At 46.9% G+C, this 26,455-nt stretch carries 16 protein-coding genes; 3 read left to right on the top strand and 13 right to left on the bottom strand.

Translation table 11 applies throughout. From position 1 onward, the window contains the following. A complete protein-coding gene (locus ABS768_RS04625) occupies positions 1 to 10,356 on the bottom strand; it encodes a toxin TcdB middle/N-terminal domain-containing protein (protein ID WP_408073808.1) in 10,356 nt (3,451 codons plus the stop codon). A 6-nt stretch (positions 10,357 to 10,362) separates the two neighbouring features. Then, the gene (locus ABS768_RS04620) at positions 10,363 to 12,990 is read right to left on the bottom strand and encodes a T9SS type A sorting domain-containing protein (RefSeq protein WP_408073807.1); all 2,628 of its coding nucleotides are present in this window, start codon (positions 12,988 to 12,990) and stop codon (positions 10,363 to 10,365) included. 1,062 nt (positions 12,991 to 14,052) lie between these two features. Here ABS768_RS04620 and ABS768_RS04615 point away from each other — a divergent pair. From ABS768_RS04615 to ABS768_RS04605, 3 genes are read left to right on the top strand one after another with little or no spacing between them, the layout of a single operon-like run. Beyond that, positions 14,053 to 14,469, top strand: coding sequence for a single-stranded DNA-binding protein (locus ABS768_RS04615; RefSeq protein ID WP_408073806.1), 417 nt, complete (start codon positions 14,053 to 14,055; stop codon positions 14,467 to 14,469). A 30-nt stretch (positions 14,470 to 14,499) separates the two neighbouring features. Then, a complete protein-coding gene (locus ABS768_RS04610) occupies positions 14,500 to 15,555 on the top strand; it encodes a DUF932 domain-containing protein (RefSeq protein ID WP_408073805.1) in 1,056 nt (351 codons plus the stop codon). A gap of 58 nt (positions 15,556 to 15,613) precedes the next feature. Further along, on the top strand, positions 15,614 to 16,120 hold the full coding sequence (locus ABS768_RS04605; RefSeq protein WP_408073804.1) for a DUF1281 family ferredoxin-like fold protein: 507 nt from the start codon (positions 15,614 to 15,616) through the stop codon (positions 16,118 to 16,120). Between the two features lie 563 nt (positions 16,121 to 16,683). Here the strand turns inward: ABS768_RS04605 and ABS768_RS04600 are convergent. The 11 genes from ABS768_RS04600 to ABS768_RS04550 all read right to left on the bottom strand — a co-directional run bounded on the left by ABS768_RS04600 (position 16,684) and on the right by ABS768_RS04550 (position 26,450). Then, the gene (locus tag ABS768_RS04600) at positions 16,684 to 17,217 is read right to left on the bottom strand and encodes a dihydrofolate reductase family protein (RefSeq protein ID WP_408073803.1); all 534 of its coding nucleotides are present in this window, start codon (positions 17,215 to 17,217) and stop codon (positions 16,684 to 16,686) included. Between the two features lie 72 nt (positions 17,218 to 17,289). Next, positions 17,290 to 18,024, bottom strand: a complete 735-nt coding sequence (locus tag ABS768_RS04595) for a DUF6597 domain-containing transcriptional factor (RefSeq protein ID WP_408073802.1) — start codon at positions 18,022 to 18,024, stop codon at positions 17,290 to 17,292. 282 nt (positions 18,025 to 18,306) lie between these two features. Beyond that, a complete protein-coding gene (locus ABS768_RS04590; protein ID WP_408073801.1) occupies positions 18,307 to 18,537 on the bottom strand; it encodes a hypothetical protein in 231 nt (76 codons plus the stop codon). Positions 18,538 to 18,821: 284 nt separating this feature from the next. Next, positions 18,822 to 19,715 carry a conjugative transposon protein TraN gene (gene traN / locus ABS768_RS04585; RefSeq protein WP_408073800.1) on the bottom strand — a complete coding sequence of 298 codons (894 nt, stop codon included), beginning with the start codon at positions 19,713 to 19,715 and terminating at the stop codon, positions 18,822 to 18,824. Positions 19,716 to 19,737: 22 nt separating this feature from the next. Continuing rightward, positions 19,738 to 21,042: a conjugative transposon protein TraM gene (traM, locus tag ABS768_RS04580; RefSeq protein WP_408073799.1), complete on the bottom strand. Its 1,305-nt coding sequence runs from the start codon at positions 21,040 to 21,042 to the stop codon at positions 19,738 to 19,740. After that, on the bottom strand, positions 21,026 to 21,310 hold the full coding sequence (locus tag ABS768_RS04575) for a nitrogen regulatory IIA protein (protein ID WP_408073797.1): 285 nt from the start codon (positions 21,308 to 21,310) through the stop codon (positions 21,026 to 21,028). The genes traM and ABS768_RS04575 overlap by 17 nt, the downstream gene beginning before the upstream one ends. Before the next feature lie 7 nt (positions 21,311 to 21,317). After that, positions 21,318 to 21,944, bottom strand: coding sequence for a conjugative transposon protein TraK (traK, locus tag ABS768_RS04570; RefSeq protein ID WP_408073795.1), 627 nt, complete (start codon positions 21,942 to 21,944; stop codon positions 21,318 to 21,320). Positions 21,945 to 21,961: 17 nt separating this feature from the next. Beyond that, complete coding sequence (gene traJ, locus ABS768_RS04565) at positions 21,962 to 22,957, bottom strand: conjugative transposon protein TraJ (RefSeq protein WP_408074016.1); 996 nt, start codon at positions 22,955 to 22,957, stop codon at positions 21,962 to 21,964. Between the two features lie 14 nt (positions 22,958 to 22,971). Beyond that, complete coding sequence (locus tag ABS768_RS04560) at positions 22,972 to 23,601, bottom strand: DUF4141 domain-containing protein (protein ID WP_408073793.1); 630 nt, start codon at positions 23,599 to 23,601, stop codon at positions 22,972 to 22,974. Positions 23,602 to 23,619: 18 nt separating this feature from the next. Next, positions 23,620 to 26,121, bottom strand: a complete 2,502-nt coding sequence (locus ABS768_RS04555) for a TraG family conjugative transposon ATPase (protein ID WP_408073792.1) — start codon at positions 26,119 to 26,121, stop codon at positions 23,620 to 23,622. Then, positions 26,118 to 26,450 (bottom strand): DUF4133 domain-containing protein, encoded by a 333-nt coding sequence (locus ABS768_RS04550; protein WP_408073791.1) that lies wholly within the window; start codon positions 26,448 to 26,450, stop codon positions 26,118 to 26,120. The genes ABS768_RS04555 and ABS768_RS04550 overlap by 4 nt, the downstream gene beginning before the upstream one ends. Between the last annotated feature and the right edge of the window lie 5 nt (positions 26,451 to 26,455).

Here is a 26,455-nt window from a genome sequence, read left to right as displayed (position 1 = left end):
TTATTTTTTATATCTTCCTACACCAATAAATGGTTGATTAAATCCTTTCATTTCACCATTGGGCAACAAATTATGCGCTTGAATAGAGCCAGGTCTATATCCATTAGTCTGAGCTTGAATTACTCTGATCTTGCCATTACTTACTTCAAGTACAACACCTGTATGATAACCTCCCGATCTTTTCCAAAATATATGGTCTCCAGCTTGGGCATCAGCTAATTTAGTTGACCAAGTTCCGTGGTTCTGATACCATACTGCTTGGTCGTAAGCTACTCGCGGCAGCGTATACCCTGCTTCTTTAGCGACCCAGAGACCGAATCTGGAACAATCAACAGTTCCTGGTTTATCTGACATCTGATATATCTTTTTATCACCGATATATTTTGAAGCTATTTTTGCTTCACTTTGATATACCGCACTTTTTGAAAGTTCTTTAGGTTTTGATTTTCCATTTACCACCACATTACTCAATTGGTCTTTCCATACATGTGATTCCCCAGTATTCTTATCTCCTAAAGTAATATTATCATCGATAATATCTCCCCACCTTCCATCTTCTAACTCAAATTTATTTGACAAGTTTTCAAACCCTTCTATTTCTTTATCACTCCATCGCCAGACGATTTCGCCAGATTCAATATTCTTATAAAAATTATTACCTGTAGGATCAATATAGTTCACCGGACCATTAGCACAATATGTATAAGGCGACATATCAGGATATTCTTCTGCTGCTGAATCTACTGATACAAATATACTCCATTTCGGGTCATAATATCTGGCACTGTAGTAATAATTTCCGGTTTCCTCGTCAAATTCCTTTCCATTAAACTTAAAGGGCGAATTGTTGGAGTTGGTATGCTCCTCGACCAGTGTTTCCCCAAAAGGAAGGTACTCCATATGCTGTGTTACTTTTCTGTTTACGTCGGTTATGTAATTGGAACTCCCTACCTGATCGCTATGGAAATAAAAATAGTTCAGCAGCGATACGTTATGGCTATAGTCATCTACTGTTCCTTCGTTGGGCTGCAGGTGCTGCATAGCAGGAGGTGTAACCCCAAATCCCTGGTAAATGAGCCCTATCAAAGCTTCAGAATCGGTAACGGCCGTGTTACTGCCATTCTGCACATACGGACGCGTGAGGTATCTCATCTGACCCTGCATCAGCTTTTCGGGATAGTTTCCTAACTGCTCTGTAGTACCTGTTTTGGAGCCTACCCTTTCAGGCCCAACATAATAGTGCTTGGTATAAATAAACTTATTGCTCTTGGTATCGATATGTACCGCCTTACCCATAATCAGTCCGCTGGGGTATAACAGTATATTATCATTAGCCGTTTGGGCTATCTCACCGCCGTTAGCGGCAACGTCCACCCTGTCCATGTTGTATTTTATTACCCTCTCCCCATTTGCATCATACGCGTATACCGCGACAGGATGGCTTAGGGTCTTATCCGAAGGTTTTAGGTCTACAGCTATAAGTCGGCCTTCCTCATCCCACAGGTTCTTGCGCAGGCTGATGGATTCGCCACCTAAAACCTCTACAATCTCAGTCTGGTTTCCGTTGGCATCATATTTAATTTCCTTTTCCTTAATACGCGGATCACCTACCGGGATAGTACCCTGATTGGATGGCCTCTCTGTTATTTTACGCACCGCGTGTGGCTGTTGGTAACCATAATTGGTACCGGCAACAAATGCCCCCGTGCCATAATCACTATAGTCCAAAATATAGCTGGTCTTCTGTACCGGCATTGTATTGGAAACAGTTCCTCCATAAGCGGTAACAGTTCCCTGATACTGGGTCTGCTCCTTACGCTTTATGGTATGGTCGTCGTTATACTCCATTTTCAGGATATAATTCTGCTGCAAATATGGTGTTGTGGTATCTCCTGGTCCGGTATAGTCCCCATAGGCATTAACCAGTCGGTTAAAATCGTCATACTCATAATTATGCTTAACAGGCCCTCCTATAGCATTAGTTCCCGGAAGGCTACTTTGTGGCTGATCGGCAGCAATACCTGTGATATTGGAGAGTGCATCATAGGTATATTTATTGTTGATCTGCATACCTGAAAAAGTATGTGACAGCTTATTCATCCTTCTCCTTACATCATAATCATAGGTGGTCACCGTACCGTTCCCGTACTTCATCTGTGTACGCTCGCCGTAATCATTATAGGTAATGGATTCTACAATGTTGGTTTGCGGGATAGATATTCCGGGAATAGTACTCGTTACTTTTTCCAGCATACCGGCTTTGTTGTAACCATAGGATACCACCTCGCGATCCGGATAGGTTATCTCCTGGATCCTGTTCCAGCTGTCATATTTCCAGGCCGTATAGAACCAAAACGACTGATAGCCTGCCACAGCTACAGAGCGTAGGTTTTTGGTTACCTCACCCATGTTGCCGTAAGCAAACACCTGAACCCCCGACTCGTCTTCCATAGACAGAATGCGGCCTACCGCATTATTATCCGTAGAAAGGTTATCCAAAGGCTGTCCGTATCGGTAAAAAACATTCTTCTGTGGATACTCCGGATACGTTACCCCGATAAGCCTTCCGAAATCATAGGTATATAGTACCTTCTGCCCACCGCTAAGCAGCATTTTAGAGGTGCTCTTTTCAGTAATATTACCTATCTTGTTATATTTAAAGGTTACCACTCCCCTGTCAGGATGCTGCATCTCTGTTTGCCTTCCCGCCATGTCATAGAGATAAGCGGTTATAAATCCGTTGTTATCAGTAACTTTCACCAGCTCATTAATAGCATTATAATCAAAAAGGGTTTCAATCTCACTGTTCTGTATCACTTTACGTTCCCTACCCCTTATATCCGTGTGTACCACAGCAGTCTGCCCCAGTTCGTTGGTATTGTTCTGTACAAACATGCCATCGGCAATGGCATAGGTAGTAGCGGCTACAGTACTTTCTCCCGGTTGTTTAACAGTGAGTGTCCTGTCCCTCTCATCATAAGTCATAACAACAGGGTCAGACAATGATCCCGCAGAAACATTCAGGTAACTCCATGAACCGCTAAGATCAGCCAGGTTGGTAGGATAAGTGTTCTGTACCACCGGTAAATGCGCGGCAATGGTTCGGCCATAGGCATCCTGTTTCTCAAAACCGGTAACCATCCATTTTAAGCTGTTACTTACATGGGTCTTCTTCACCTGAATGGGTTTGCCTAGGCCATCGACAATAGTTATGGTAATAAACTCATTGGTAGTGGTTGCACCTGTTGCATATTCCGGATCAAAATGACGCGTTATGGCATAGTGTGAATTTGCTGTGGTTTGCGTAGTACCAGGATTTATAGCTGCAAATGACCCTAGGGCGGTACGCATCCCGTTTGCAGCCACTGTCCAGTTGGTAGCTCCCTCATTCTTATACTGGGTCCTAATGGTCCAGGCATTGGTTCCCAAAGTAAATTCATTAGGTCCAGTAACCTCAAACACCCTGCCCCTGTTATCAATACGTACGCGCATTGATTTATTATTCATATCGGTCGTTTGTAATGCTATACCAAACAAATAATTATAGGACACTGAAGAGTTCTCTCCAAAAGAATTGGAAAACCCTACAGGATAACTATACACGGTAGTATCATAGCTGATAGTCTGTTCGTAAGCCGGGCCGGAACCATTGACATTATCCAGCGCTTTTACAGAAGTGACATTTCCGTAACTGTCATAGGCATACTCCATCCTGTTGGTTTCTCCTGCAGTATTCAGTTTGGTTGTTAACTGATACAGTTTACCCAAAGAGTTGTAGCTTGACTCCCTTTGACGCATAGGCTGACTGCCGCTGTTTTTATATACCGTTATTTTTTTTGGGAAGCCTGTACTGTTTTCCAGGGGCCCTACCGATGTATAATATTCCATAACACTCTTAAAGGCATCTTCCGCTCCGGTACCATAATCGATATACTCAAGAAGGTTACCTGTATTACTGTACTTTAGATACTCCTTAACCGCACTAAGGCTGTCACTTCCCTCATAAGATGTGGAAACCGTTCGAACCGGCACTACAAAAAGCCTTGATTTATCAAGATAATTTACTGCGGGGCTTAAACCGGACTGTAAATAGTTGTTGCTTTGATCGGCTGCAAAATTTACTAACGGGTTATCCGGATTCAATATGTTAAACAAGGTACTTTCTTCTGAGAGTAACTGTCCTGCCTGTGTATATAAGGCAGAATGTTTTTGTATTCCGCTTAGGTAATAGTTCTCATTATGGTAGGTTGCAACAGTATAACGGTAAATAGGGTTTGACTGAGCAATGGCATCCCTTTGCTCCACCCTAACTTTTTCAAAACCTAAAAACTCCCTTTCCCTTCGGTCATACTTACCGTTCTCATAGCTCATTGTAGATAATGTCCCGTCCGGTCTTAACCCGGAGTCGGTAATAAAGCCGTCAAAGGTCTCAACCCTGCTCAGTAACCATTTGTGATTTGGCATATTATAATCCTTGCTGCTCGCGGTGTAATCAACAGTCCAGGTTCCTCCAAGAGGTAAGTTAACTTTTTTTAGCAGGTGCGTTTTTCCTGTTGTATTTAACCTAACCACCATGCTATTATTATTGGATGAACCCGCATTTCCTATCACATCCGGGAAACCGTCTCCGTTTATATCCTGTACGGTCGATTCCTTCTGACTGATTCCGCCGTTAATACCTACAGAAGGAGAACCTGTAATCTTAATTGTAATACCTAAGAACGGTATAGGAATAGGAATCCCGTACGTAAAGGAACCAAAAGCATTCCCTGAAACAGAGGTGTCCTGTTCCATTTTTGAACCCGTGCCTATGGAACCTGAAAAGAATGTGCCGGAAGTGGCTTCGAAACCTTTTCCGTTATTCAGATAGTAGATGTAAGCCGAACCCGTACCTGAGCGGGTAACAAGATCAGGTAGGCCATCGCCATTAACATCAATCAGGTTCATATCAGGGTTTGCAGTACTCTTCGAGGCACCAAAGCCTATAGCCAAAGAAGAGCTGTAGGAAAGCCCTACGCCAAGACCAAGATTACTCCTGGTGTTTGACGTCAGGACAGAAGTGGTGCCCCATGCTATAAACGGTGTGAAGGCATAACCCGTATTCAGGCTTACTTCAATTTTCTTACTGGTATCTGAATTAGGCACTATCCTAACCTGGTCGGTCAGTCCGTCGCCATTCATGTCAGCCCACTCCCTCATATCAAAAGAGGTACCGTTACTAGTATTGATCCCTGCACTTACATTCGTTTTTGTCTCGTCGTCTGAAGTATTGTCCGATTCTGTAGATTTTGGTGCAATCCCGGGTACATTTATACCTATAGTATGATCTTCACTACTATCTCCCGTATAAAAACCGTTCAGATCCAGGGTCTTTGTCGTTAAAGCTCCCTGCATATCCGTATACTGCACTTTACCGGTTACAAGGTCCGGATAGCGGTCACCGTTCAGGTCAATGTACTGGTTCAGGGTTTTGGAATCGGCTTTACTCTCCGTTCCGCTGCCCCAACCTAAGTTACCCGATACAGCACTTCCTTTCGATTCAGAACGTTGTTTCAGTCCTATAAACACACCGGTACCTCCCGAGGTAAGGGTTGCCGGATCAACATACACTGCATACAGGTCAGGCTCAGCAAATCGGCCCACTTTAGCCGTTAATTTTCCGTTTGCATTAAAGCCATATACCGCTGTCTTTATCGCATCATTTGTATATTTTAAGTTCTGATTGTCCTGGCTATAAAACGTATATCGCAAAGAGGTCTCAGCCGCAGGTAAATTCTCCGGAGACATACCAGGGTCTACATCCTGTACCCCCTGACCGTTTTCGTAATTAAAAAGGCTTACATCTATAGGGCTGTTTAAGGAGGCATTGTTAATATTACTACCGTAATTGGCAACGATCGTCTCCGGCAGGGTCACTTCGTATTCACTGTCACGCTGCAATCTGATACCGCCGTTATAAAGGAACTGACCCCAACCACGATAGCTATATCCCATAAAATTAGCGGATGATGCCATAAACGGCTGAGGCAGCCCTTTAGGATATCCTGAAGGCTGAGGCGAGGTAACACTTTCCAAAACAATAGCAGCAGTATTATTTACCGCAAAGTTCCGGTCTTCAATATAAAATGCCGAATAAATCAGTCCGGCTCCGTCCTTTATGTTTTTTATCTCCAGTTTGGTCAACACCTTCTGGTAGTAGTCGGTATAAGTGTTAAAGTTCAGTACATCATTAGGATTGGCTGTCTTGGTAAATACATACGACCCGTTACTCAGTTTATAAATATAGAATGTCCTTTTATGAAGTGTAGAGGTTACATTACTGATCTTTTTCTTCACCACCCAGTTTATTTTCAGGGGAAATTCATAATCCTCCAGTCCGTTAAGCAGATTGGTATAGTTTTGATCCTTCATATTGTGATAAATGCGAAGGAAGCTTTGATTGTACTGACTCGGATCTGTAATATTCGGATCGGGAAGCTCAGTACCTGTAAACCAGTATTTACCCTGGTTAACATTCTCATCATAGGTCTTATAGGTTACCGCCGGATAATGCGTTCCGGAAATATTACCTACATACGTAGGCTTCCAGTTTAATGCTCCCCAATTGACATTGGAGGTACTTTCCGCTGTAAAATAGAAAATGTCTTTTACCGTTGAAGTTGTGCTGAGTACAGCATTGTATGATGTAGGACTGGTAAAGTTATTTGACGCATGGTTATAAACCTTTTGGACCGTAGCATAGGAAGTCTCCACCCCGGTCGTCGTATTCAGCCGCACATGCTTTATGGTAAAGGTGATATCGTCGCTAAATAGTGTTGCCGGACTAAACGGTGAAAGGTTAAAATATAACGTTACAGCAGTGTCCCCGCTGTAAAGGCCGACTCCGCCCCCGTTATTTATACTGTAGTCGCTTAGGGCATTAAAGGAGTTGAAAACCTTACCGTTCTCATCAACAGTCGCAATACTGGTCCCTGTTATGCTCGGCATGGTCTGGTAGGTTATGACCGGATTCCATTCCACTTCACCCCCGTAACCATAATCGTTGTTGTGAACCCTGAAGAAAATAAGATCTCCCTTATTAACAGACATACCGGTCTTGGTCATGGAAGTGGTGCTGCCGTTTCCTAATGTCTTTGACAGGTTATTGGCCGGTGTTGCCGGATGTTCGATGGTCACCCTGAAATTATTCGGGTTGGTCATTCCGCTCTGGAAGGTCCTTATCGCGTTTCCTGAAATATTTATTGTTCCGGTATAAGGCGCCTTCCATACCTTGACGTGGTCAAATTGGGGATGCTCTTCCCTCAGCTCATTCATGGAGGGAAGCCTCAGGTACTGGACAAGGGAGTTATCCACTGCACCCGCAACTATAGGGTTTTCGGTACTGCTTACGCTCTGAATAAAGTCACGGTTATTAGTATCCCCACCGTATGTCGTATTAAAGTATACCCTGTTCCCCGATACCAGGTCAGGCAGGCCGTCACCGTTCATATCCACAAAATAGTTATCGGTTTCCGATCGTGTCTTGCTCCAGCTCTTGCCTATTCCCAAGGCACCAAATGCATTGGCATCCACGCCGAAACCCGTGGTCCTTGACTTGGTTTTACCCATCGATAATCCATTGGCAGATATCAGGCCCCCAAAACCGTTACCGGTGTTAAGTCTGTATTGCGGACCGGACAACAGCCCTTTGTAAACCTTATCCGGAAGGCCGTCACCGTTAATATCGACAAGGCTGATTTTCCCGTCCATGGTATTCTGACTGTAATCAAAAGAAAAACCGATGGTATTATTTACATTATTGACAAATAACGGATCTTTTGCCAGACCTACCCCGGCCCTCAGGGCTGCCGAAAAACCTCCCGATACTGAAGTCCCGAGAGGGGAACCGTTGGGGAAAGGACTTACATTAAAACCGGGAACAGCCTGAAGAGGGGAAGTAACCACATCATTTGTGGCATTGCCGGTCCAGGTCATGCTTTGGTTTACCATCGTAGCGGACACCTCATTAAAGTACTCGAAGGTATTACTGTAGAACAGTGCGTTGGCCGCGTCATACTCTGAAATTCGCGACAACTGGTTCTTATAGAAAACGGTACTGTAATCAAAACGGTAGGTTCGTATACGAGTAACGGTAGAACCCTGTACCATGGAAACATGCACTTCGGTAAGAAGGTCGTCAATATACTGCATGTAACCGTTACGGGCATTGCTGATCACATCGGCCCTGGCATTTAGAGTACCTGTTGTCCCCACACTATAACTGTTCCTTTTGAACTCTACCCTGTAGTAGTTGGTGATACCGGACTTCATGGTATATTCTATCTTAACGGGGTAGTACTCCTTTACCGGGATCGCTGTTCCCGGAAATGAGGTACTGGTAAGTGAATAGGTGTAGTCCGCATAGTTCCCGTAAGGGTCTTGTGTCCTTACAAGGCTCCAATGTGCGATTGCCCCGTTGTCGGCACGGATAACCCCCGGATAACTGCTTCCGTTATAACTTCCGTAAAAACTTTTATTACCTTGCTTATCGGTAACTTCCCACCAATAGGTTGAAGGGCTGGTACCCCGCCTGACAATTTTCTGATAGCCTCCTTCTTTCCTTACATAAAATGTTTTAACTGCTCCAACTGTTCCGGTACTTCTTGTCTGTGCCATGCGGTGCGGGGCACCGTATAGGCCGGTTGCGGCATCCTTGTAAACCAGGTCAGAACCGTTAAGGGAATAAATCTCACTTTCATTGGTACTGTCAAACAGAGGGGCGCCCCATTTTGTATTCAGGGTAATGGCCGGGGTGGACAGGTTCCACCCTACCCCCATCCAGTTATTGCCCGCCTCACTGTTATAACTTACCTCCAGTGATGGTTGCATGCCGTTTCTTCCCTGCGGCAATTTTAAAGGAAAGCCTGTTACGGCCGCTCCGGTACTGTTTGCCGAAGGAGGTGCCACACTGACAACACCCGTAGCCGGATCGGCATACTGCATATCGGTAATGGTTGTAGGTGCAAAACTACCCGTTTCAGGAGATTCAGGCATTTTGATAACGCCATTTATAAAATCCGTTTCATTATTGTACAGGTATGCAATAACCTCATTATTGCCAAAGTCAAGACTGTCTGCGGTAACGGCTTTCCAGCTTCGCTGTCCCCTGTCAAAATAAAATGTCCTGATGTCTTTTGGCGTATAGCCGTCAGGTATCTTAGACGGATCGTATTTTATGCTAATCCTTACCGGAATGCTGTCCGGAATATTTATTTTTTTCATTCTGTAGGCCGTATGGTCACCTGCGGTCACGTTAACCAGGTTGGCATCAACGCCCTTTACATCCTTAAATGACAGGCCTTTTATCTCTACTTTACCCTGAGCCATTCCTGTATAAGCCCCTTCAAGAGCTACGCTTACAGCCTGATGAACGGCACATCGCGAGGTTAAATCTTCCGCTGCATAAATACCGGCTTCTTCAGTCCCATCAGTAAATATGTAGCTGATCTCATCAGTCACATACTGAACAGGAACGTTAACGGACTGGACCGAATTCCCGGGTATTTTATACGAAACTTCAATATGTTTTACATGGGAAGGCACACCTGTAAACGCCTCTTCAATAACATTATCATGAACCGGTATGGATCTGCCCAGAATTTCAACTTCCTGTATTTGAGGATCGGATACGATAGCTGAAAAATAAAGCGATCCTCTATTATTGGTAAGGTTCTGAGTGATCTGAAAAGGCATTTTTCCTTTCTCCTTCAGTTCTATACGGACATTCCTTACTTTATATTCATAGTTTTTGTTGTCCCTTCTGTTAAAGAACACCTCATTAAGACCGGGCTTCAACTGACGGACACTTATATATTCCCGTACCGCAACCCATTTGTTGTCCAGTGAAATCACTTTTCCACCATACGAAGGGTTGTTATTAATGCTTTTGGTCACTCCCGAAGCGGAAGAAAGGCCATACAGGTCATAAGCCAATACCGCATCATATTTGCCATTGGTTATGTCCTGAGGCAGTGAAATGCTGAAAATATTGTCGGAAACATCCTCCCTGTCCTCTTCCGAGATTGCTCCGATGCTGCCCTGTTGCTCAAGGGCAAAAAAGGTAGTATGGGTTTCCGCCATGGCAGACGGGTTTTCCCATAAGGGTTCCTTTATCGTGGCGCTTTCGGCAGCGGCAGACAAATTCCTGTCACCGGCCCCGCCGATACTGTTGAAATCCCTGCTTTTCCTCTCATTAAGATATGACCGTAAGGCGCTGTCCAAAGGCTGGCCAAACATCACCAGGTTACTTAGGATGCAGGCAAAAAAGATGTGTACAGCATGAGATTTTCTTATGCTGCTGAATATAGACGATTTCATAGTGATTTATCTGATGATTATTTTATCGGTAAGAAGTATTCCGTTGGTTTTTGTGCATATAAAGTAGACTCCCGAGGTTAACAGACTGAAAGGCAACCTATAACCGGACTCCCCTGATATCTGTACCTGTTCTATCACAGCCCCTGTCGGGCTCAGTATCTCAACGGTACCGCTGAAGACCTCTGAAGAGGAAACCTCATAATAGAATGTCTCGCTGGCATCACTTGGATTCGGGTACACCTTGGTTCTTATGGAGCCGTCGTAAACTCCCCGTTGCTGTTTCAGTTCCTCCTCCAGTGCCGCGGTCTGCGCAGAACCGGCCTCAACCTCCCAATAGCCCTTGATCCCGAAACTATCACTTATCGAACATCCCGAATTTAAATTGGTAATAACCACCTTTATCTCCTTCAGGTCACTGGGAAGGCTCACGTTGGTATCCAGGGTAATTACAGGACCATAGATGCCCAGGGACTGCCCGTTGGAAAACCACTCGTAGCTAACATTGGGATTGCTCACCAGCAAGGAGGCATCCAGGGTTACGGTGCTGTTGGGAACTGGATTTGCTATAGGGAATGGGTAAAGACTGTTATAGCTGATGGAAACCCCGGACAGCTGCAGCTGAGTCAACAGGTCGACTTCCATACCCAGCAGGGGATCGGCAATGGTAAAACCCGACTGATAGACTTCCCCGTTTATATCGGTACTTGTTATGGTATAGGTACCGAAATTAATCTCCGGGAAATAATAGGTTTCCTGATTGTGCACCTGCGGCAGGGACTGATTAGGTCCGGAAATGAGTGTAGTAAATGGCCCGACACCACCGCTCAGGTTGAGTGTAAGATAGCCTTTCGGCTTATCGCACTGGAAGCCCGGGCTTATATTTCCTGTGAATTTATAATAAACAAGTATCGTATCGGAACCCTGACAGATGTGGTTCCCACCCGTTACCTCAACGGTATATTCCCCCGGTTCATTAACCAGAAGCGTAGCGGCATACTGCTCCAAAAGCTCCCCGTCACGATACCACTTATAGGTAGCATTCGGATCGGTGATGTACTGGCCGGCATTCAGGGTAACCTGCTGCTGTGAGGCATTTAAAATAATATCGGGGCCAAGGTTGACGTTGATAGGGTAAAAATTGGTATCCACTGTTGTGGCCGCTACCAGTCCGGTCGCATCGGTAACGGTAACGGTATAGGTTGCCGGAGAGACAGCCGTAAAGGCAAAATCGCGGGAGGATGTCTGGTAATTCTGCGTCTGTCCCGTTGTATTGTTCTTAATACTTACAGTAAAGGATGCCTTACCTCCCGTAATGATGACATGTGATTTTACATTGGCATCGTTACAGTCGTTATCAAAACGGACCTGTACGATCATCTTCGGCCCCACTCCAAAAGTGAACTGGTCATACGTACCCGAGTCGGTATCGAAATAGATCCTGTCAAAGAAGGCGTAGTTCAGCCCGTCCATACTTCCCGGCTCATAATAGTTGACATATTGACTATTGAAATCGGAAAGCTGCTGATTGGTCACATATTCATCGTGTAACATCCAAAGCTTAAGATTGGAATTCTGTGAAAGCTCCTGCTGAATATTCCCCGCCAGATTAAATTTGAAATACATGGGAATATCCATAGCATGACCTCCGGTACTCTGGGATAACCATTTACGGGTAAGCATCCTAACCCCGAAGTTATTGGTAGTAGCGCCTAAAGCATTACTTTCGCTATTGTCTCCAAAAACAATAAAATTGTTATTGTCTATAGATACCTGCTGTTGCTTTTGGGGGTTATCCTCAGCCAGTTCCCCAACCGAAGCGATCAGGTAATCCTTTTTATGCACACTTTCACTCTGCAGCTGGTTCAGTCCCGATATATCATCACGCCCGATCCCGAAGGTACGGTATCGGAAAAGGATATTATTGGTAAGGTTCCAGAAGACTGTGTTCCTTGCATTCTTATAGGACATTGCCCTATCCAGGGTTACCCCGTACTTTAAGGCCAGATAGGATTCCACTCTGTTTTTCTCATTGGCATTCAGCTCATAGGGAAAGGAAATGAATTCAGGGAAATTCCCTTTAAAATCAAGCCCGGTAGCCGACAGAAAACCATTATAGAACTCTTTGCCTATATAAAAGCTGGTTTCTCCCTGGGAGCCGTAACTCTTCAGCTTTTTACCGGCCTGGAAAACGTTCCAGTTATAAAAATTGATGTTGGCTGGCTGGCTGGGTGTATAGGTAACGCCCTTATTGTCTACATAAGAGGCCTGTGATCCGTTATCAAACCGGTTCACAATAGGAGGGCCAACCTGGGGCAGGCCGTTTAAAATCGGATTCCATTCTGTTGTGAGATGGGAATAACTGACACCGGTACTTGCCACCTCACTCACAAAAAAGACATTTCGTGAGGTAGTGCTTTCCAGGGGTGCATTGTAGGTGAGGCAAAGTGCCGGGACATCCACCGAATGGTTGTAATTGAACAGGATTTTTGATCCCGCATCACCACACTGGCTTATTTTAATATAATCCGAAGCATGATTACGGTAGTCACCGGCACTCAACTGGCTGTGATTGACAATGTACCATGCTTCCGCTCCGGTCACTCCTCCCGGATAGTTCCTGATAGGAATCGCCATAGGGGCGACCTGCGCCTGTGTCTGAAAAGATAATGACAGGCAGAAAACGAAAACCAATTTTCTAAATTTCATATAGTTTAAGGTAATAGACAGGAAATGGTATCGTCCTTTTTATGACCGGTGGTATTCAGAAAAGAAAAAGGAGGTGGTGCAGAGGAAAAATTCTGCAAGTCGGGTTTACAAAGAATATAAGGAATATTCGATCCCATAGGTAAGGTGTTAAAAACGCTGCGAATGTAGAAAAAAAAACAAACCGTACAACAGGACCACAAAAAAATTGATGAAATTTTTACATATGGTTTATAACATAATCACCCCTAACACCTTAAAGATAGGAATTCAATAAAAATTAAAGAGTACTGCTGAATAATACACAAAGCTGTTTTTTCCGCATAAATGCTCTAGAAATCCACTTTACAGAATTTTCGGGGAGAGGATAATGGCAGCTGTAGTCAGGGTTGATGCAACAGCCCGGCTTCCAAAAATGTTTACATCTTCCATCAGCGAGTTCCGATTACTCTCGCACCTGTCAAATTGGTGGTGATCGCTACTCAGTCAGGGCTGTCCGTAGCATTATGAGCAGCGCCAAGATATCGGACGCCGCCATGGGGCGGAAAATTGACAAAAACAGTAACGGTTTTTTCCGCCTGTCCTTTAACGGAATAACAGACAATCGGTCTTTTTGCCTTTTCCACAAGATCAGCTCCCATTGAATTTTTCACAGTCGACCATAAACCTTTCCCCACCCAACCTCATGGGATATAAGAGTCAGGAACTTTTCCAGGTACGAAACCGATAAAAAGGCAGCTAATGTATGCCGCGCCGGGCTCAACGGTAAAACAAAAGACTACGGCATAATGGCCCTGCTCCCTTCGGTCCGCCCTGCCACCCTGCGGGACTTATTCCGTTTCCTTTTGCTCTCCCTCCCTTCGCGGCCTGTTTATCTGCTTTCTTTTTTCCGGTTTTTCTTTTGGAAAAAGTTACGCGGAGCGAAGCGAGGCAGGACGGTTACCGAGGGGGCTGGGGGAAGACAGGACAAGTATCATTTAAAAATCATGAATTATGAACATTATCGGAAGAGTGACAAGGGACGCCGAGGTGCGTGCCCTGAACAATGAAAGGCAGGTAGTGCATTTCTCAGTAGCTGCCAACGACGGTTACCGCAACAGGCAGGGCGAATATATCGAGCAGCCCACCTTTTTTGACTGCAGCTACTTCATAAGCCCAAAGGTAGCAACGATGCTGACAAAAGGGACACTGGTGGAGCTTGCGGGCAGGGTCAGCGCAAGGGCCTGGATGGATAAGGAAGGGCAGCCAAAGGCAGGCTTAAACTATATCGCATCACGCATAAAGGTCCATGCCAAAGCAGGCAGCAGCAGGCAGAGCCCCGAAGACATCGAGGTGAACCAGCCCGTGGTGGTAAGCCCTCATGAAGGGAATAATAAACAGGGAGGCGAACACGACGACCTTCCTTTCTAATCAAATCATTCATTTTAAAACGCAGCAATCATGGCACATAATATCAATTACAACCGGAACACAGGAAAATATTTCTTTTTCAGCGTGCAGCAGAAAGCGTGGCACGGACTGGGACAAATCGTTACCGACTACCCCACAAGCGCTGAGGCTATCACCGCAGCAGGCCTGGACTATGAGGTGGTAAAAACGCCCCTGTATACCCAAAGAGAGAGTCCCGTAATCGGGCAACCGCACAGCAACAGCATAACCGTCCCTAACTACTTCGCCACTATACGCACCGACAGTAACGCAGTGCTGGGCGTGGTCGGCAAAGATTACCAGATTGTGCAGAATCGTGATGCCTTCGCTTTTTTCGATGCCATAGTAGGTGGTGGCGAAGGCATACTCTATGAGACAGCAGGGGCTCTGGGAAATGGTGAACGCATTTTCATAACCGCAAAACTGCCCGATTATATCCGCGTGGGCAAAGGCGATGACGTTACCGAAAAATACCTTTTCCTCACCACCTCCCATGACGGAAGCGGCAGTATTACCGCTGCCTTCACCCCCATTCGCATTGTCTGTCAGAACACACTTAACGCCTCCTTAAAAAACATGACCAATGTGGTACGCATCAGGCATACCTCAGGAGCACAACAACGTCTGGAGGACGCGCACAGGGTCATGGGACTGGCAGACAGGTTAAGCACACAACTGGAAGGGATATTCAACAACTGGGCTGCCGTAAGAACTACGGATAAAGAACTCCGTAAACTCATACAGCTGGCACTCTGCCCCAACGGGGAAACCCTTGAGCTTATCAAAAAAGGGGCTGAGGACGAATTCTCCGCAGTGTACCGAAATATGGTAAACGATGCCTTTGCCTATGCGATGGTAAGTGACACCCAACAGACGGACACCACAAAGGGCACACTATACGGCGCCTATAATGCGGTAACTGGATATTTCCAGAATGTACGTTCCTACAGGGACGGTGAGGCAAAACTGCAATCCATCGTGATGGGCGGCACGGCGCAGTCTAAAAGCCAGAAAGCTTTCGAGCTATGCGACGCTTTTGCCCAGCATGGCGCAGCAGTCCTGAACTAAAACAATATTAATCGGGCAGCTGTTCACACAAAAAACAGCTGTCCTAAACTACACTATTATGGCAAATCTATGCAGCAATTACCTTGTTTTTGAAGGTAACCAAAAGACGATAAAAACGATTCATGAACTTTTCCAGCACATGAAAGAACGCGAAGAGAAAACAGGACACGGGCAGCTGCCCGAATTCCTGAGTGACCAGTGCGACTATTTTTTTGACCTCTACTGGGATGACGGCGAGGTGGGCACCTATCAGTACACCACCAGATGGGCACCCAACACGGAAGTGGTAAAATTGATTGCAATGCGCTGCGGCGCGGACTTTACCCTTGAGTATGAGGAGATGGGCTGCCTTGTGTACGGCAGGACAACATTTATCAACGGAATCATGCGCGATATCTGCCTGGAGAATGAGGACTTCGATGCCTACCTGTGGGATGAGGAAGAAGACACTTATCGGTTTGAGGGCAAAACGTATTACAGCCAGTGGGAAATACTGGACACGCTGCTGGAGAGACGATGGGCACAGGCCGCACCTGACCCGATTGCAGACAGAAGTGACCCGTGATAAGGCGAAGTTAGTCCGGGTAGCCGTCAGAAACCGGCGCAAAAAAGCCGCCCGCTCCAGCGGGTGGCCCTTTCGCGCCTTCAAAGCGGTACGCCAACCAAGGCAAAAGCATCGGGAAACCCTGCTGCACTTGCCGTGTCTGGCGAGGTTTTGTGCAGGGGATCTTTATTATCCCCATCCAGCAACATGTGCCGTTATTAGCTCATTTTAGCTACCGTAATCGCATGCAGGAAAAACACTTTACCGTATAAAGTGATTCTGGTCTATTACAGATAATAGTAAATTATTTATCGATATATAAGCTCTTAATGTGGTTTCCAACACGTTGTTAAAGCACCTCTCTTACTTGAATTCATTGAAAACATCGATAAGACATCCAATAGCACCGCGGATGATGCATTAAAACCAGTTCCGGACAAAGTCGGCACCCGCTGGGAAGGAAGGCGGTGCTCCATCTACATTCTTATCACAGAACTATAGCCGCACCGTTTATAAAAAAGAAGCGACATTGGAACTCAATATTGCTTCTTTTTCTGAGAGAAAGATTATTGTTAGGCTATCATTCACTTTTTTCGCTGATAGCGCAATTGTGTCAAACCGGTTTCAAAAGTATTTGACGTAATTAACTCCAGTACCTGTTCAGGCCTTTTATTTTTAAATAGCCTCGTTCCGCTACCTAATAAAACAGGTATTATCGAAATTATTAGCTCATCAATTAAATCGTGCTGCAATAACTCATTGATCACCTCTGCACCACCGTCGCAATAGATATTCTTACCCTCTTCAGATTTTAATCGTTCGATTAATTCGGCCAGGTTTCCCGAATAGAAGGTAGTTCTTCCCAATTTCGGTCTTTCCGTTCTTGTGATTACATAGACATCCCTTTTCCCGTTGTCGTAATGGGATGCTCCTATTTCTTTTAGTACATAGTCATAAGTTCTCCGACCAATAATTATCGTGTCGATAGTAGCCATAAAATCTGCATAGCCATAATCTTCACCCTCTTTTTCAACCAGTTTGAGAAAGCTTAGGTCATCATTTGGTTTTGCAATGTACCCATCTAAACTCATTGCAATGAAAAGTGATATTTTACGCATCTGTTTTAAATTTTAATATTTCAGCAAATGTATCTCCGTCAAGGCAATCATACTTTGTAAAAATACGACAAATCAAAACAGCGACGGTGAAAACCCGGTGTTCCGCCTGATCTCATTAGCTAGGTGTGAGTGGTCATAATAGCCACATTCAAAAGCGATGTCCAGCAAGCTCCGGTTACGCTTTGACCTTTTAATCACTTTCAGGGCATTCTGAAACCGAATTATATTCGTATACTCTTTTGGTGTTAACCCAACATATTTTTTAAAATTGCGCTCAAGACTCCTTACGGTTGTAAAATTCCTTTTTGAGAGCTCGTAGATACTGATCTGCCCCTTTGCCAGATGTATATCATTGATGACGGGTTGCAATGGAATGTTTTTGCTTTTTATTCTTTCCGAATAGAAATGATCAAAATAAGTAAACGGGTCGGCACGTACTTTATCAACGTCAAACGAACTAAATTTTTCAAATTCTACTGTACTGTTGTTCAGTTCCGTTTGTGAAGCATAACTGTAAAAATTGGAAAAGGCTGCCGGTTTTAGGCATACCCCCACAAGGTGTGTATCGTTGTCAATAAAACTGTCCTTAAAAGAATTCATTGCACCGACCACATACGTTTTACCAAACTCCATAGAAAACGTGCCGTTATCGGTTAAGCAGTTATTTCCCATATTTATGAGTATCCCCGCACAACCGTCAGGAAAAACACGTTCGAGTTGTCGTCCAGCTTCATTTCCCTTTAGCTCCCAATAGAAATGAATTAAAGTTTCTAAATCCCTGTATGGCTGTATCTTTTTATACTTCATTACTTGACAATAAATATCTGCATGCCGTCGCTACATACTATGCATTTTCACATCTTGGACAGTGGAACGAAGCACATCCCTAATCCCATACAAAACTAATAATACGATGGCCTTTTTCGCAAATTAAAATTTATTTTATCTGCATAAAGATCCTGCAAAATAATTTTTAAAATAAACATATCGGAATCCGGTGGTTTTTATCTTTTCTCTATAGGTTTATAGGGTAGCCAACTTATACGGTTGTATGAATAGTAATTGTAAAGATTAAACAGGTTGAAATTATCATTTCCTGAAGTAATGCCTTAGCTGCTCAAACTCTATGAAGGCAAGCAGTTCGGCCATACACTTATCTTTAAACCCTTTAAAGCAGGTAAATTTGGAAAGGGGTATTTCAGTCAATTGCTTAACGGTATAAATTTCTGCTGTGGAAAAAAAAGTAAGCATCCTTCTACTGAACGTGAACTTGCTTTCTGAAAGTCGCATCTGTAGTTTTTCTGTCGGGTCTGCCATCATTCTCAATTCTTGGTGAATCTGGTTACCCGTAAGTGTACTGTCCTGCTGTAAAAAAATAGGCGCAGACCACTACACTTACGGACACTGAGGCACTGGTATACCTAGACTTCGCATAAGCGAGCGCCCACGCCATGCGTGAGCGTCCCTACTTAGCCTCGAAGTCTTTAAAAATTACCAGTTTTCAGTGACGAGACTTAAAGTAAAAACACTTTAAGATTTTCTAATATTTCACACAAATATAGCGAGGTTTGCGCTAATGTGCAATCACCTCCTCCCTGTCCTGCCTAAAATTTGATACGCAACTTATCCAGTGACTGGGCCTTTACCAGGTCGGAGTCCCTTATTTTCAGGACCTGTCCCCTGCCGCCGTTTCTTTCCGCAACCTCAATCTCAAGCGCCTGCCCCCTGTTAAGGGTGAAGACATCGAGCAGGAAAATATTCCTTTCCGCGGTATTTCCAGCTATGGGAAGAAGTGGCCTGTACATACGCAACGGATTCAAAGTACGCTCCTGTATTACCGTTCGCTTAGCGACCTTCCTGTCTATGACCCTGAACTTTATATAATCAATGGTAAAGGGTATGTTGGTGGTGTTTTCCAGCTGCAGATCGAAATAATATTTCCCGTCATGGATATATATTCCCCTAAGGCTGAAGCCAATCCCATAACCCTGCGAACGGATATGCTTTATTGCCTTCTTGCCTTTTTCATAGAGCGCTTCCATGATAAGCGCTGTGAGTGATGCGGGTGAGGCCCCCAGTTCTTCAAAACGGATCGTGCCGCTTTTCGACTGCAGGGCCTTTCCGATACCCTTAGCCAAATCATGCCCCAGCACCTGAGGCGTCTCGCTGTAACAGACATCAAAGCCGTAGAACTGACCGTCCTCTGTAATGACCGAAAAATTGGTCTCCGTATCAAAACCGTGTACGGCAGCCTTCACACGCAGGACATTATCCGCATCCTGGGCTTTTCCAGCTACAATATTATCACTGCCCAGGTCCACATAACGTATCCCTGAGGGAAAGATGATATGCGATGTCTTATCATAGGTGACCTCAATATGATAGGGGGCAATACGGCCAAGTCCCACAGCCTGTCCGGGTCCCACCTGGGCACTGCTGATTGTGACCATTACCAGGAACAATAGTATAAGGCCTGATTTCAATGCTTGTATTTTCATAAGTCTATATTTTTAGTTTGGTTTATTTTTCTTTCGACACAAGGAAGAGCGCAAAGCCCGCGCGAAGTGTCGCTTTCTGCGGCTTCACCTTTTTTGAAAAGTAACCAGAGACGCCCTGTATCAGTCCGCGTGCCGCATCGGAGGTCAGCTGCTGTAAGGCCGATTGGTTGATGGTGATACCGCTTCCCGCCGAATTTCCCATATTGGCCAGTGTGCCGTTCACCGCGGTGACTTCCGCCGTATACGGTAGGTTGAGGCCTTTCTGTCCGTCAATATCGTATACCGAGAGGTTCACCGGAAATATATTTCCGCCCACCGCCACGGTAAAGACCTGCAGCTGAAGGCGTGTGCTCTGGAACCTAGCCACAGCGGTCAGGATATACCCCTTCGGAAGGGTGACCCCGCCCAGCCGGGCTGCCTGAAGCAGACGGAGCTGTACGCTGCCCTCACCGGTTATCTTTGCGCTGCGGTGGATACAGGCCCTTATACTGTTGGCAGGCCGTTCTTGTCCCGCGGATTCCTGATTCACCATAAAACTACTGTAGCTCCCTTCGGCAAATCGCCTGAGTGCCACCGAATCGGCAGCCCTTTGCCCAAGCCGGGACACGATGTTTTTCTTCTCGGGCAGTACCTCCAGAAAAGGGGCCTCCTCAGCTTCGGTATCCGTTGTACCCGGAGGTGCTTCTTCTGTGTTGGAAACACCCGGAAAATATTTGGCTGCCATCTGGTACGAACGCTCCATAAGTTCCAGACGGTCCGGCCCGTCGCCCTTCGATTCCTGCTGTCTTAATTCGGCTTTGAGCTTCTCATTTTCCCTGAGCAGGGCGTCCTGAGCAGGATCCCCCTGGTAGAACGTACTCAGGGAGTGTCGCATACTACGGTAGCTCCCCAGGGTCGGATGTTTATCTTCTCCCGTTCCGGAGCCCGACAGCTCCCCTTCCACCTCCCCGGTAGTGACCGGTTCCCTTATGCCTTCAAGGTTGTCGGGATGCCAGTAGTCCGAGAGGGTCATCAGGGCCTCGCGCTTCAGGCGGTCCTTTTCCCTGAGCATCTCCTGCTGATAGGCCTTCCCCTTATCATCCGGCAGGCCGGCACCGGATGCCTGCGGCACCTTGTCATTTATGCCATTGGTAAACATATCCTCGCCGGCTTGTCCTTTCTCCCCGGCAAATATCAGGTACAGGCAGGCAGCGAAAATGATACCCATTACCCCAAAAATGAGCGGCTTCTTAAGCCGTTCCCTGTCTAATCCCCTGTTCTCCCTGACGGAGGGTGTGGTGCCCTCATCGGTCAGAAAACCCGTTTTGTCCTTACTGTTTTCTCTCATAATCCTCTTTTTTTAGTTCCTGAATGATTGTTTCGGTTTTTACCGGTCTATCCTCCCCGGCCACCGGATTACTGATATGCTGTATCCCTACGCCCCTACGGGCGTTACCCAACTCATTGACAACCTGTACAACTACCACCGCGGTAACCAACAGGTAACCGGCAAAGCTGTACAGGACTATGCGGCGCCTTTGCCGGGCCGGCAGCTGTCGCCAGCGGCTATCCAGCCTGTCCTGCCATGTATCCCTTACGCTGTGAAATTTTTCCATAACGGTGCTATTGGCGTTCAAGAGTCTCCACATCCCTATTCTCCAGCACACGGAACTGTTCCATAGTGAAGCCCTGAGGATTATCGTCCGAACGGACGGAATTCACCAGAAGGCATGAGGTGACCAGACTGCGGCGAGTTACGTTGCTGGCACGGATTATGAATTGCCTAGCATAGGTACGTACCCTATAGGGATAGGTGTCAAAGTTGCACTGTACGCTGTCAACCTCCAGCCGTTGCTGTACATTTCCTGATATGATACGATTATAGTAACCCTTTTCGGAAAGGTCCCTGTAATAGTCAAAAGCGCTTTTGTCGGCCAGGCTGAAGGCCCTCCTCATATTGCTTTCTATGGCGGCCCTGTCCGGTGCCAGTGTGAAGAAGAGTTCATGGAAACGCCTTACATGTTCCCTGGCTTCCACGGGACGGTTGATGGCCGCATCCTGTGAAAGCGCCAGCATGAGCGATTTCCCCTGGTCCAGCACATATACCTTCTTGCGCTGTTCGCGGGCAAAACGGTAGGACTCCCAAACCGCATAGCCTGTTGTTCCTAAACAGACTATGGCAAATACAACAGCATAGAGCCTGATCTGCCTGAAACTGTTCTCTATATTCCTTAATGTTTTAAATTCCATCACTTTACCTTTAAAGATTACTGATTCATAAGTTTTCCGCCAATGTTACCCGTGGTCGCACCGGTCGCCGCACCGGCGATATTTCCGGCCTTGCGGGTGGCCTGATTCACATTACGGGTGTAGTTCCCGGCTCCGCCTGCCTGTATGATCCAGCCCGTAACCGTCGGTATGGTGAAGTACCCGATGATACCGATGATCATAAAGATGATGTAGACCGCATCGGAAGTATCCGGAATAAAGGCCGGGTCTGAGAGCTGCTCGATATCACGCGCCAGTATAAGGGACTGTATCTTGGCAAGCATGGAACTGAAAAGGTCCGAAACCGGCAGCCACAGATACACACTGATATAGCGGGTGAACCATTGGGAAAGGGTGGACTGGAAACCGTCCCACACCGAGAGCGCAAAGGCCACAGGCCCCAGTATGGACAGTACGATCAGAAAAAAGGTGCGGATGATATCCACCACTAGGGCAGCGGCCTGGAACAGTATCTCCAGCAACTCCCTAAAGGCATTCCTGATATCCTGCTTGAGCTGATACATTCCCCTTTCCAGGTACATGCCCGAGATGGTGGCAAGGTCCGAGGGCGACCATCCCAATTCCTCCAGCTGCCGGTCAAACTCCTCATCGGAAACCAGATAGGCAGTCTCCGGATTACGCAGTAGGGCCTCCCTTTCCAGCAGGTCTTTCTGCTGCTGCAATTCGTTCAGGTCCAGCACCTGTCCCTCCAGTATCCCATGGGTACCGGTTACTATCGGACTCAGTACCGCATTGATCGTCCCCAAAACCATCGTAGGGAAGAACATGATACAAAGTCCCAAGGCGAAGGGCCGCAACATCGGGAACAGGTCAATAGGCTCGGCCCTGCTCAATGCCTGCCATACCTTAAGGGCCACATAAAACAGTGCACCGAGTCCGGCAAGCCCCCTGGCGACACCGGCCATATCTGCCGCCAGTGACAGCATCTCATCATAGAGTGCGCGCAGCATCTGGTGCAGGTTGCTGAATTCTATCTGCAACAGCATCCCTACCAGTATTTTTGCCCGGATGTACCGTACAGTTCCAATACACGCTGGGTATCATTGTGTTTTTTGGCCCTGACCAGGCTTACCGAGATGTTCTTATTGGTATAGTAACGCACCAGGTTGTAATACGCCCTGACCTCCTTGTACACCCTCTCGATGATGTCCATACGCTCCTTATCATTGAGTGATAAGGTAGAGGCATTGATGATCTGACTGAGCTCGTTGAGCAGTGCGGTACTCTCGTTCAACAACTTCGAGTAGCCGAAAGCGATCGCGCTGAGCTCCTGGGCACTGAAGTTGGGATCGTTCAGCATACGTCCGAAACTGGTGACATACAGGTCTGAGGTGTCCCCGACCAGCAAAACCGTCTGCTGTACCTTACGGGCATCCCTTAAGAGGTTGTTCACCGACTTAAGGGCATCATAGTACTCCTTACCCTGATCGTATACCTTCTTGACTTCCCTGAAACTGTCCAGGGTATTGCTCGCCGTTGCCGAGGTCTCGATAATCTGGTTGGCGGTATTGATGATACCCTGCGCATAGCTTCCCGGATCACTCACGACCCACTGCGCCCTTAACGGTGCTGCTGCCAGCAGCAGCACGGCACCTATTGCATAAATCACATTTCTCATAGTTCTAATTTTTTATGGTTATTGTTTGTCTTCCCTCCTTCTGGCCGCAATACGGCGGATGGCCAGCTCCACATCACCGCCCAACTGCGCGGCGAGTTCCATCACCTCCATTTTCTCACTTTCCTCGGTGGTATAGGCCAGGTATTCCTCAAGGCTCACTTCCGTGGCATACACTGCCGAATGCGTACCGCCCAGTCCTATCCACACTTCCTTATACAGCCTGGAGGCGTCGTTGTTCATATTCAGGGACAGCACCTGTGCCTTTTCCCTGTCGGTAAGGCCCAGCATGGCCTGGATATCATCGAACTTGTTCATGTACTTGCGCTGGTCCAGAAGGATCTTGCAGTCGGAATTGTTGATGATGCTCTCCTTGACAATTGGCGACTGTATGATATCGTCGACTTCCTGAGTGACCACAATGGCCTCACCGAAAAACTTCCTTACGGTCTTGAAAAGGTATTTGATGTACTCGGCCATCCCCTCCTTGGCAATAGCCTTCCAGGCCTCCTCGATAAGGATCAGCTTGCGTTGTCCCTTCAGCCTGCGCATCTTGTTGATGAACACCTCCATGATGATGATGGTCACAATGGGGAAAAGGATCTTATGGTCCTTTATGGCATCGATCTCAAAGACGATAAACCGCTTGGAGAGCAGGTCAAGCTGCCTGTCGGAATTCAGCAGGTAATCGTACTCACCCCCCCTGTAGTAGGGTTCCAGCACGTTCAGGAAATTGGCCAGGTCAAAATCCTTCTCCCGCACCTTTTTCTCTTCCAGGATCCTGCGGTAATCCCCTCCTGCATAGTCGTAAAAGCCATTGAAGGAAGCAGGGGCATTGAAAGTCCTGATATGGTCTATATAGCCGCTTACTGCATTGGAAAGCGCGACCTCCTCCGATCGTGTCGGGGGTTCATCATCGCGTTTCCAGAGGGTCAGAATCAGTGTCTTGATGCTCTCCCTCTTTTCGATATCGAACACCCCGTCATCGGTATAAAAGGGATTGAAGGCGATGGGATTGCTTTCCGTATAGGTGAAGTACACCCCGTCCTCTCCCCTGGTCTTGCCCTTGATAAGTTCGCAAAGCCCCTGATAGCTGTTACCGGTATCCACCAGCAGCACATGGGCACCCTGCTCGTAATACTGCCTGACCATATGGTTGGTAAAGAAGGATTTGCCGCTTCCCGAGGGTCCCAGGATGAATTTGTTCCGGTTGGTGATGATACCTTTTTTCATCGGCAGGTCGGAAATATCCAGATGGATGGGGTTGCCGGTGAGGCGGTCCGCCATCTTAAGCCCGAAGGGTGAGGGCGAATCACTGTAATTGGTTTCCTGACCGAAAAAGCACAGGGCCGGTTCAATGAAGGTATAAAAGCTCTCCTCACTGGGGAAATCACCGGCGTTTCCCGGTATTGCCGCCCAGTACAGCGTCGCAGTATCGGTCGTGTTGTGCCTTGGCTTGCACTCCATCAGTGCCAGTGCGCTGCCGGTGTCGTTCCTGATCTGCTTCAGCTCCGCCGGGTCATCCGACCAGGCCATTACATTGAAATGTGCCCTGACACTTGACAGCCCGTAGGAATGGGCCTCATTCAGGTAACGCTCAATCCACTCCCTGTTAATCTGATTGCTGCGGCTATAACGGGCCAGGGAATGCATGTTCCTTGCCGACTTCTCGAACTTCTGCAGGTTGTCCTCACTGTTGTCCAGAAACAGGTACTGATTGTAGATGTGGTTGCAACTAAGCAGCAGGCCCACAGGTGCGGCAAAGGAAAGCCTGCAGTCACTGCGGTCGGTGGAGAGTTTCTCATGACGGGTATCCGCGGTTACTACCCCAGGCAGGTCATCCGTATCGGAAAGCGTATGCAGGCATAGCCTTTTGGTACCCACCCGCACCTCTTCCGCACTGAGGGCAATATCCTGCAGGGGTTCATTCTCTGCGGTTGACAGGGTAAGGTACTGCTCCAGCAATCCGGCCGAATCATCGGTCCCGAGAATCTCCTCTTCCGAAAGACGGGAGAGGCGAACCAGCTCCGAATCATTCACAATACGCTCAAACTGGGCGACAGCTTCCATAAAGCGTTGCACCGCTTCCCTGTCCCGGGCTTCCTTCGGTACCAGCCTGCCACGGCAGAGGGAGGAGAAATTGCTTTCCATGCGCATGCGCTCACGGGTGGTTTTGGTAAGGAACAGGTAACAGTAATGGTTCAGGAACGGTCGCTCGTTAAAGTGCTGCCTATACGACCTGCCTAGAAAACTCATCCCATCCCCGCTTAGGTCCGGGGCATAGTTTTCCTTCAAATACCAATCCTGCTTGTGCACGACCGTATAGTCCGGCAGCGTTTTTACCGCTTTGTGCCAGGCGGCATGAATGGCCTCATACTCGGCGGATCCTACCGTAAAAATTTCCGGCAGGGCTACCTTAAAGCAGGCCGTAATATCGGCATCCTTGCTGAGGATACAGTGCTGTTCCACAGCCAGCAGCGGGAACCTGCTTTCCAGGGTGGTGGTTCGGGAAACATTTCTCATACCGCCTTCCTTTTTAGGTTCGACCCGACATGCCTGCAGAGCTTCCTGCGGCAGATGATATACCTCGGATGGCGTTTTCCCGCGGCAAGCTTCATCAGCCCGTGCTCCCCGTACTTTCTGTTTAGGGCGAAGGTCTGCCAGACAATAATACAGGCCCCTCCGACCCCGACCCCGATACACAGGTACGAATTTAACCCAGCGATATACAGTAGCATAACCAGTACCAGGATACCCAGGAGCCCACCGGCGAAAATAAAAAGGTACTGCGCCTTGAGCCCCCTGAACTCCACCGTCCTTCCAATGCCCTTGTTGATACTATAACTATTCATAACAA

It is taken from the genome of Flavobacterium rhizophilum (assembly GCF_046000485.1).
Classification (GTDB): Bacteria; Bacteroidota; Bacteroidia; order Flavobacteriales; family Flavobacteriaceae; genus Flavobacterium; species Flavobacterium rhizophilum.
This window is presented reverse-complemented; position numbering and strand designations above follow the sequence as displayed.

Coding starts and splice junctions, on each gene's coding strand:
- ABS768_RS04625 (WP_408073808.1), bottom strand. CDS start 10,356: ATGAAATCGTCTATATTCAGCAGCATAAGAAAATCTCATGCTGTACAC.
- ABS768_RS04620 (WP_408073807.1), bottom strand. CDS start 12,990: ATGGCGATTCCTATCAGGAACTATCCGGGAGGAGTGACCGGAGCGGAA.
- ABS768_RS04615 (WP_408073806.1), top strand. CDS start 14,053: ATGAACATTATCGGAAGAGTGACAAGGGACGCCGAGGTGCGTGCCCTG.
- ABS768_RS04610 (WP_408073805.1), top strand. CDS start 14,500: ATGGCACATAATATCAATTACAACCGGAACACAGGAAAATATTTCTTT.
- ABS768_RS04605 (WP_408073804.1), top strand. CDS start 15,614: ATGGCAAATCTATGCAGCAATTACCTTGTTTTTGAAGGTAACCAAAAG.
- ABS768_RS04600 (WP_408073803.1), bottom strand. CDS start 17,217: ATGCGTAAAATATCACTTTTCATTGCAATGAGTTTAGATGGGTACATT.
- ABS768_RS04595 (WP_408073802.1), bottom strand. CDS start 18,024: ATGAAGTATAAAAAGATACAGCCATACAGGGATTTAGAAACTTTAATT.
- ABS768_RS04590 (WP_408073801.1), bottom strand. CDS start 18,537: ATGATGGCAGACCCGACAGAAAAACTACAGATGCGACTTTCAGAAAGC.
- traN (WP_408073800.1), bottom strand. CDS start 19,715: ATGAAAATACAAGCATTGAAATCAGGCCTTATACTATTGTTCCTGGTA.
- traM (WP_408073799.1), bottom strand. CDS start 21,042: ATGAGAGAAAACAGTAAGGACAAAACGGGTTTTCTGACCGATGAGGGC.
- ABS768_RS04575 (WP_408073797.1), bottom strand. CDS start 21,310: ATGGAAAAATTTCACAGCGTAAGGGATACATGGCAGGACAGGCTGGAT.
- traK (WP_408073795.1), bottom strand. CDS start 21,944: ATGGAATTTAAAACATTAAGGAATATAGAGAACAGTTTCAGGCAGATC.
- ABS768_RS04560 (WP_408073793.1), bottom strand. CDS start 23,601: ATGAGAAATGTGATTTATGCAATAGGTGCCGTGCTGCTGCTGGCAGCA.
- ABS768_RS04555 (WP_408073792.1), bottom strand. CDS start 26,121: ATGAGAAATGTTTCCCGAACCACCACCCTGGAAAGCAGGTTCCCGCTG.
- ABS768_RS04550 (WP_408073791.1), bottom strand. CDS start 26,450: ATGAATAGTTATAGTATCAACAAGGGCATTGGAAGGACGGTGGAGTTC.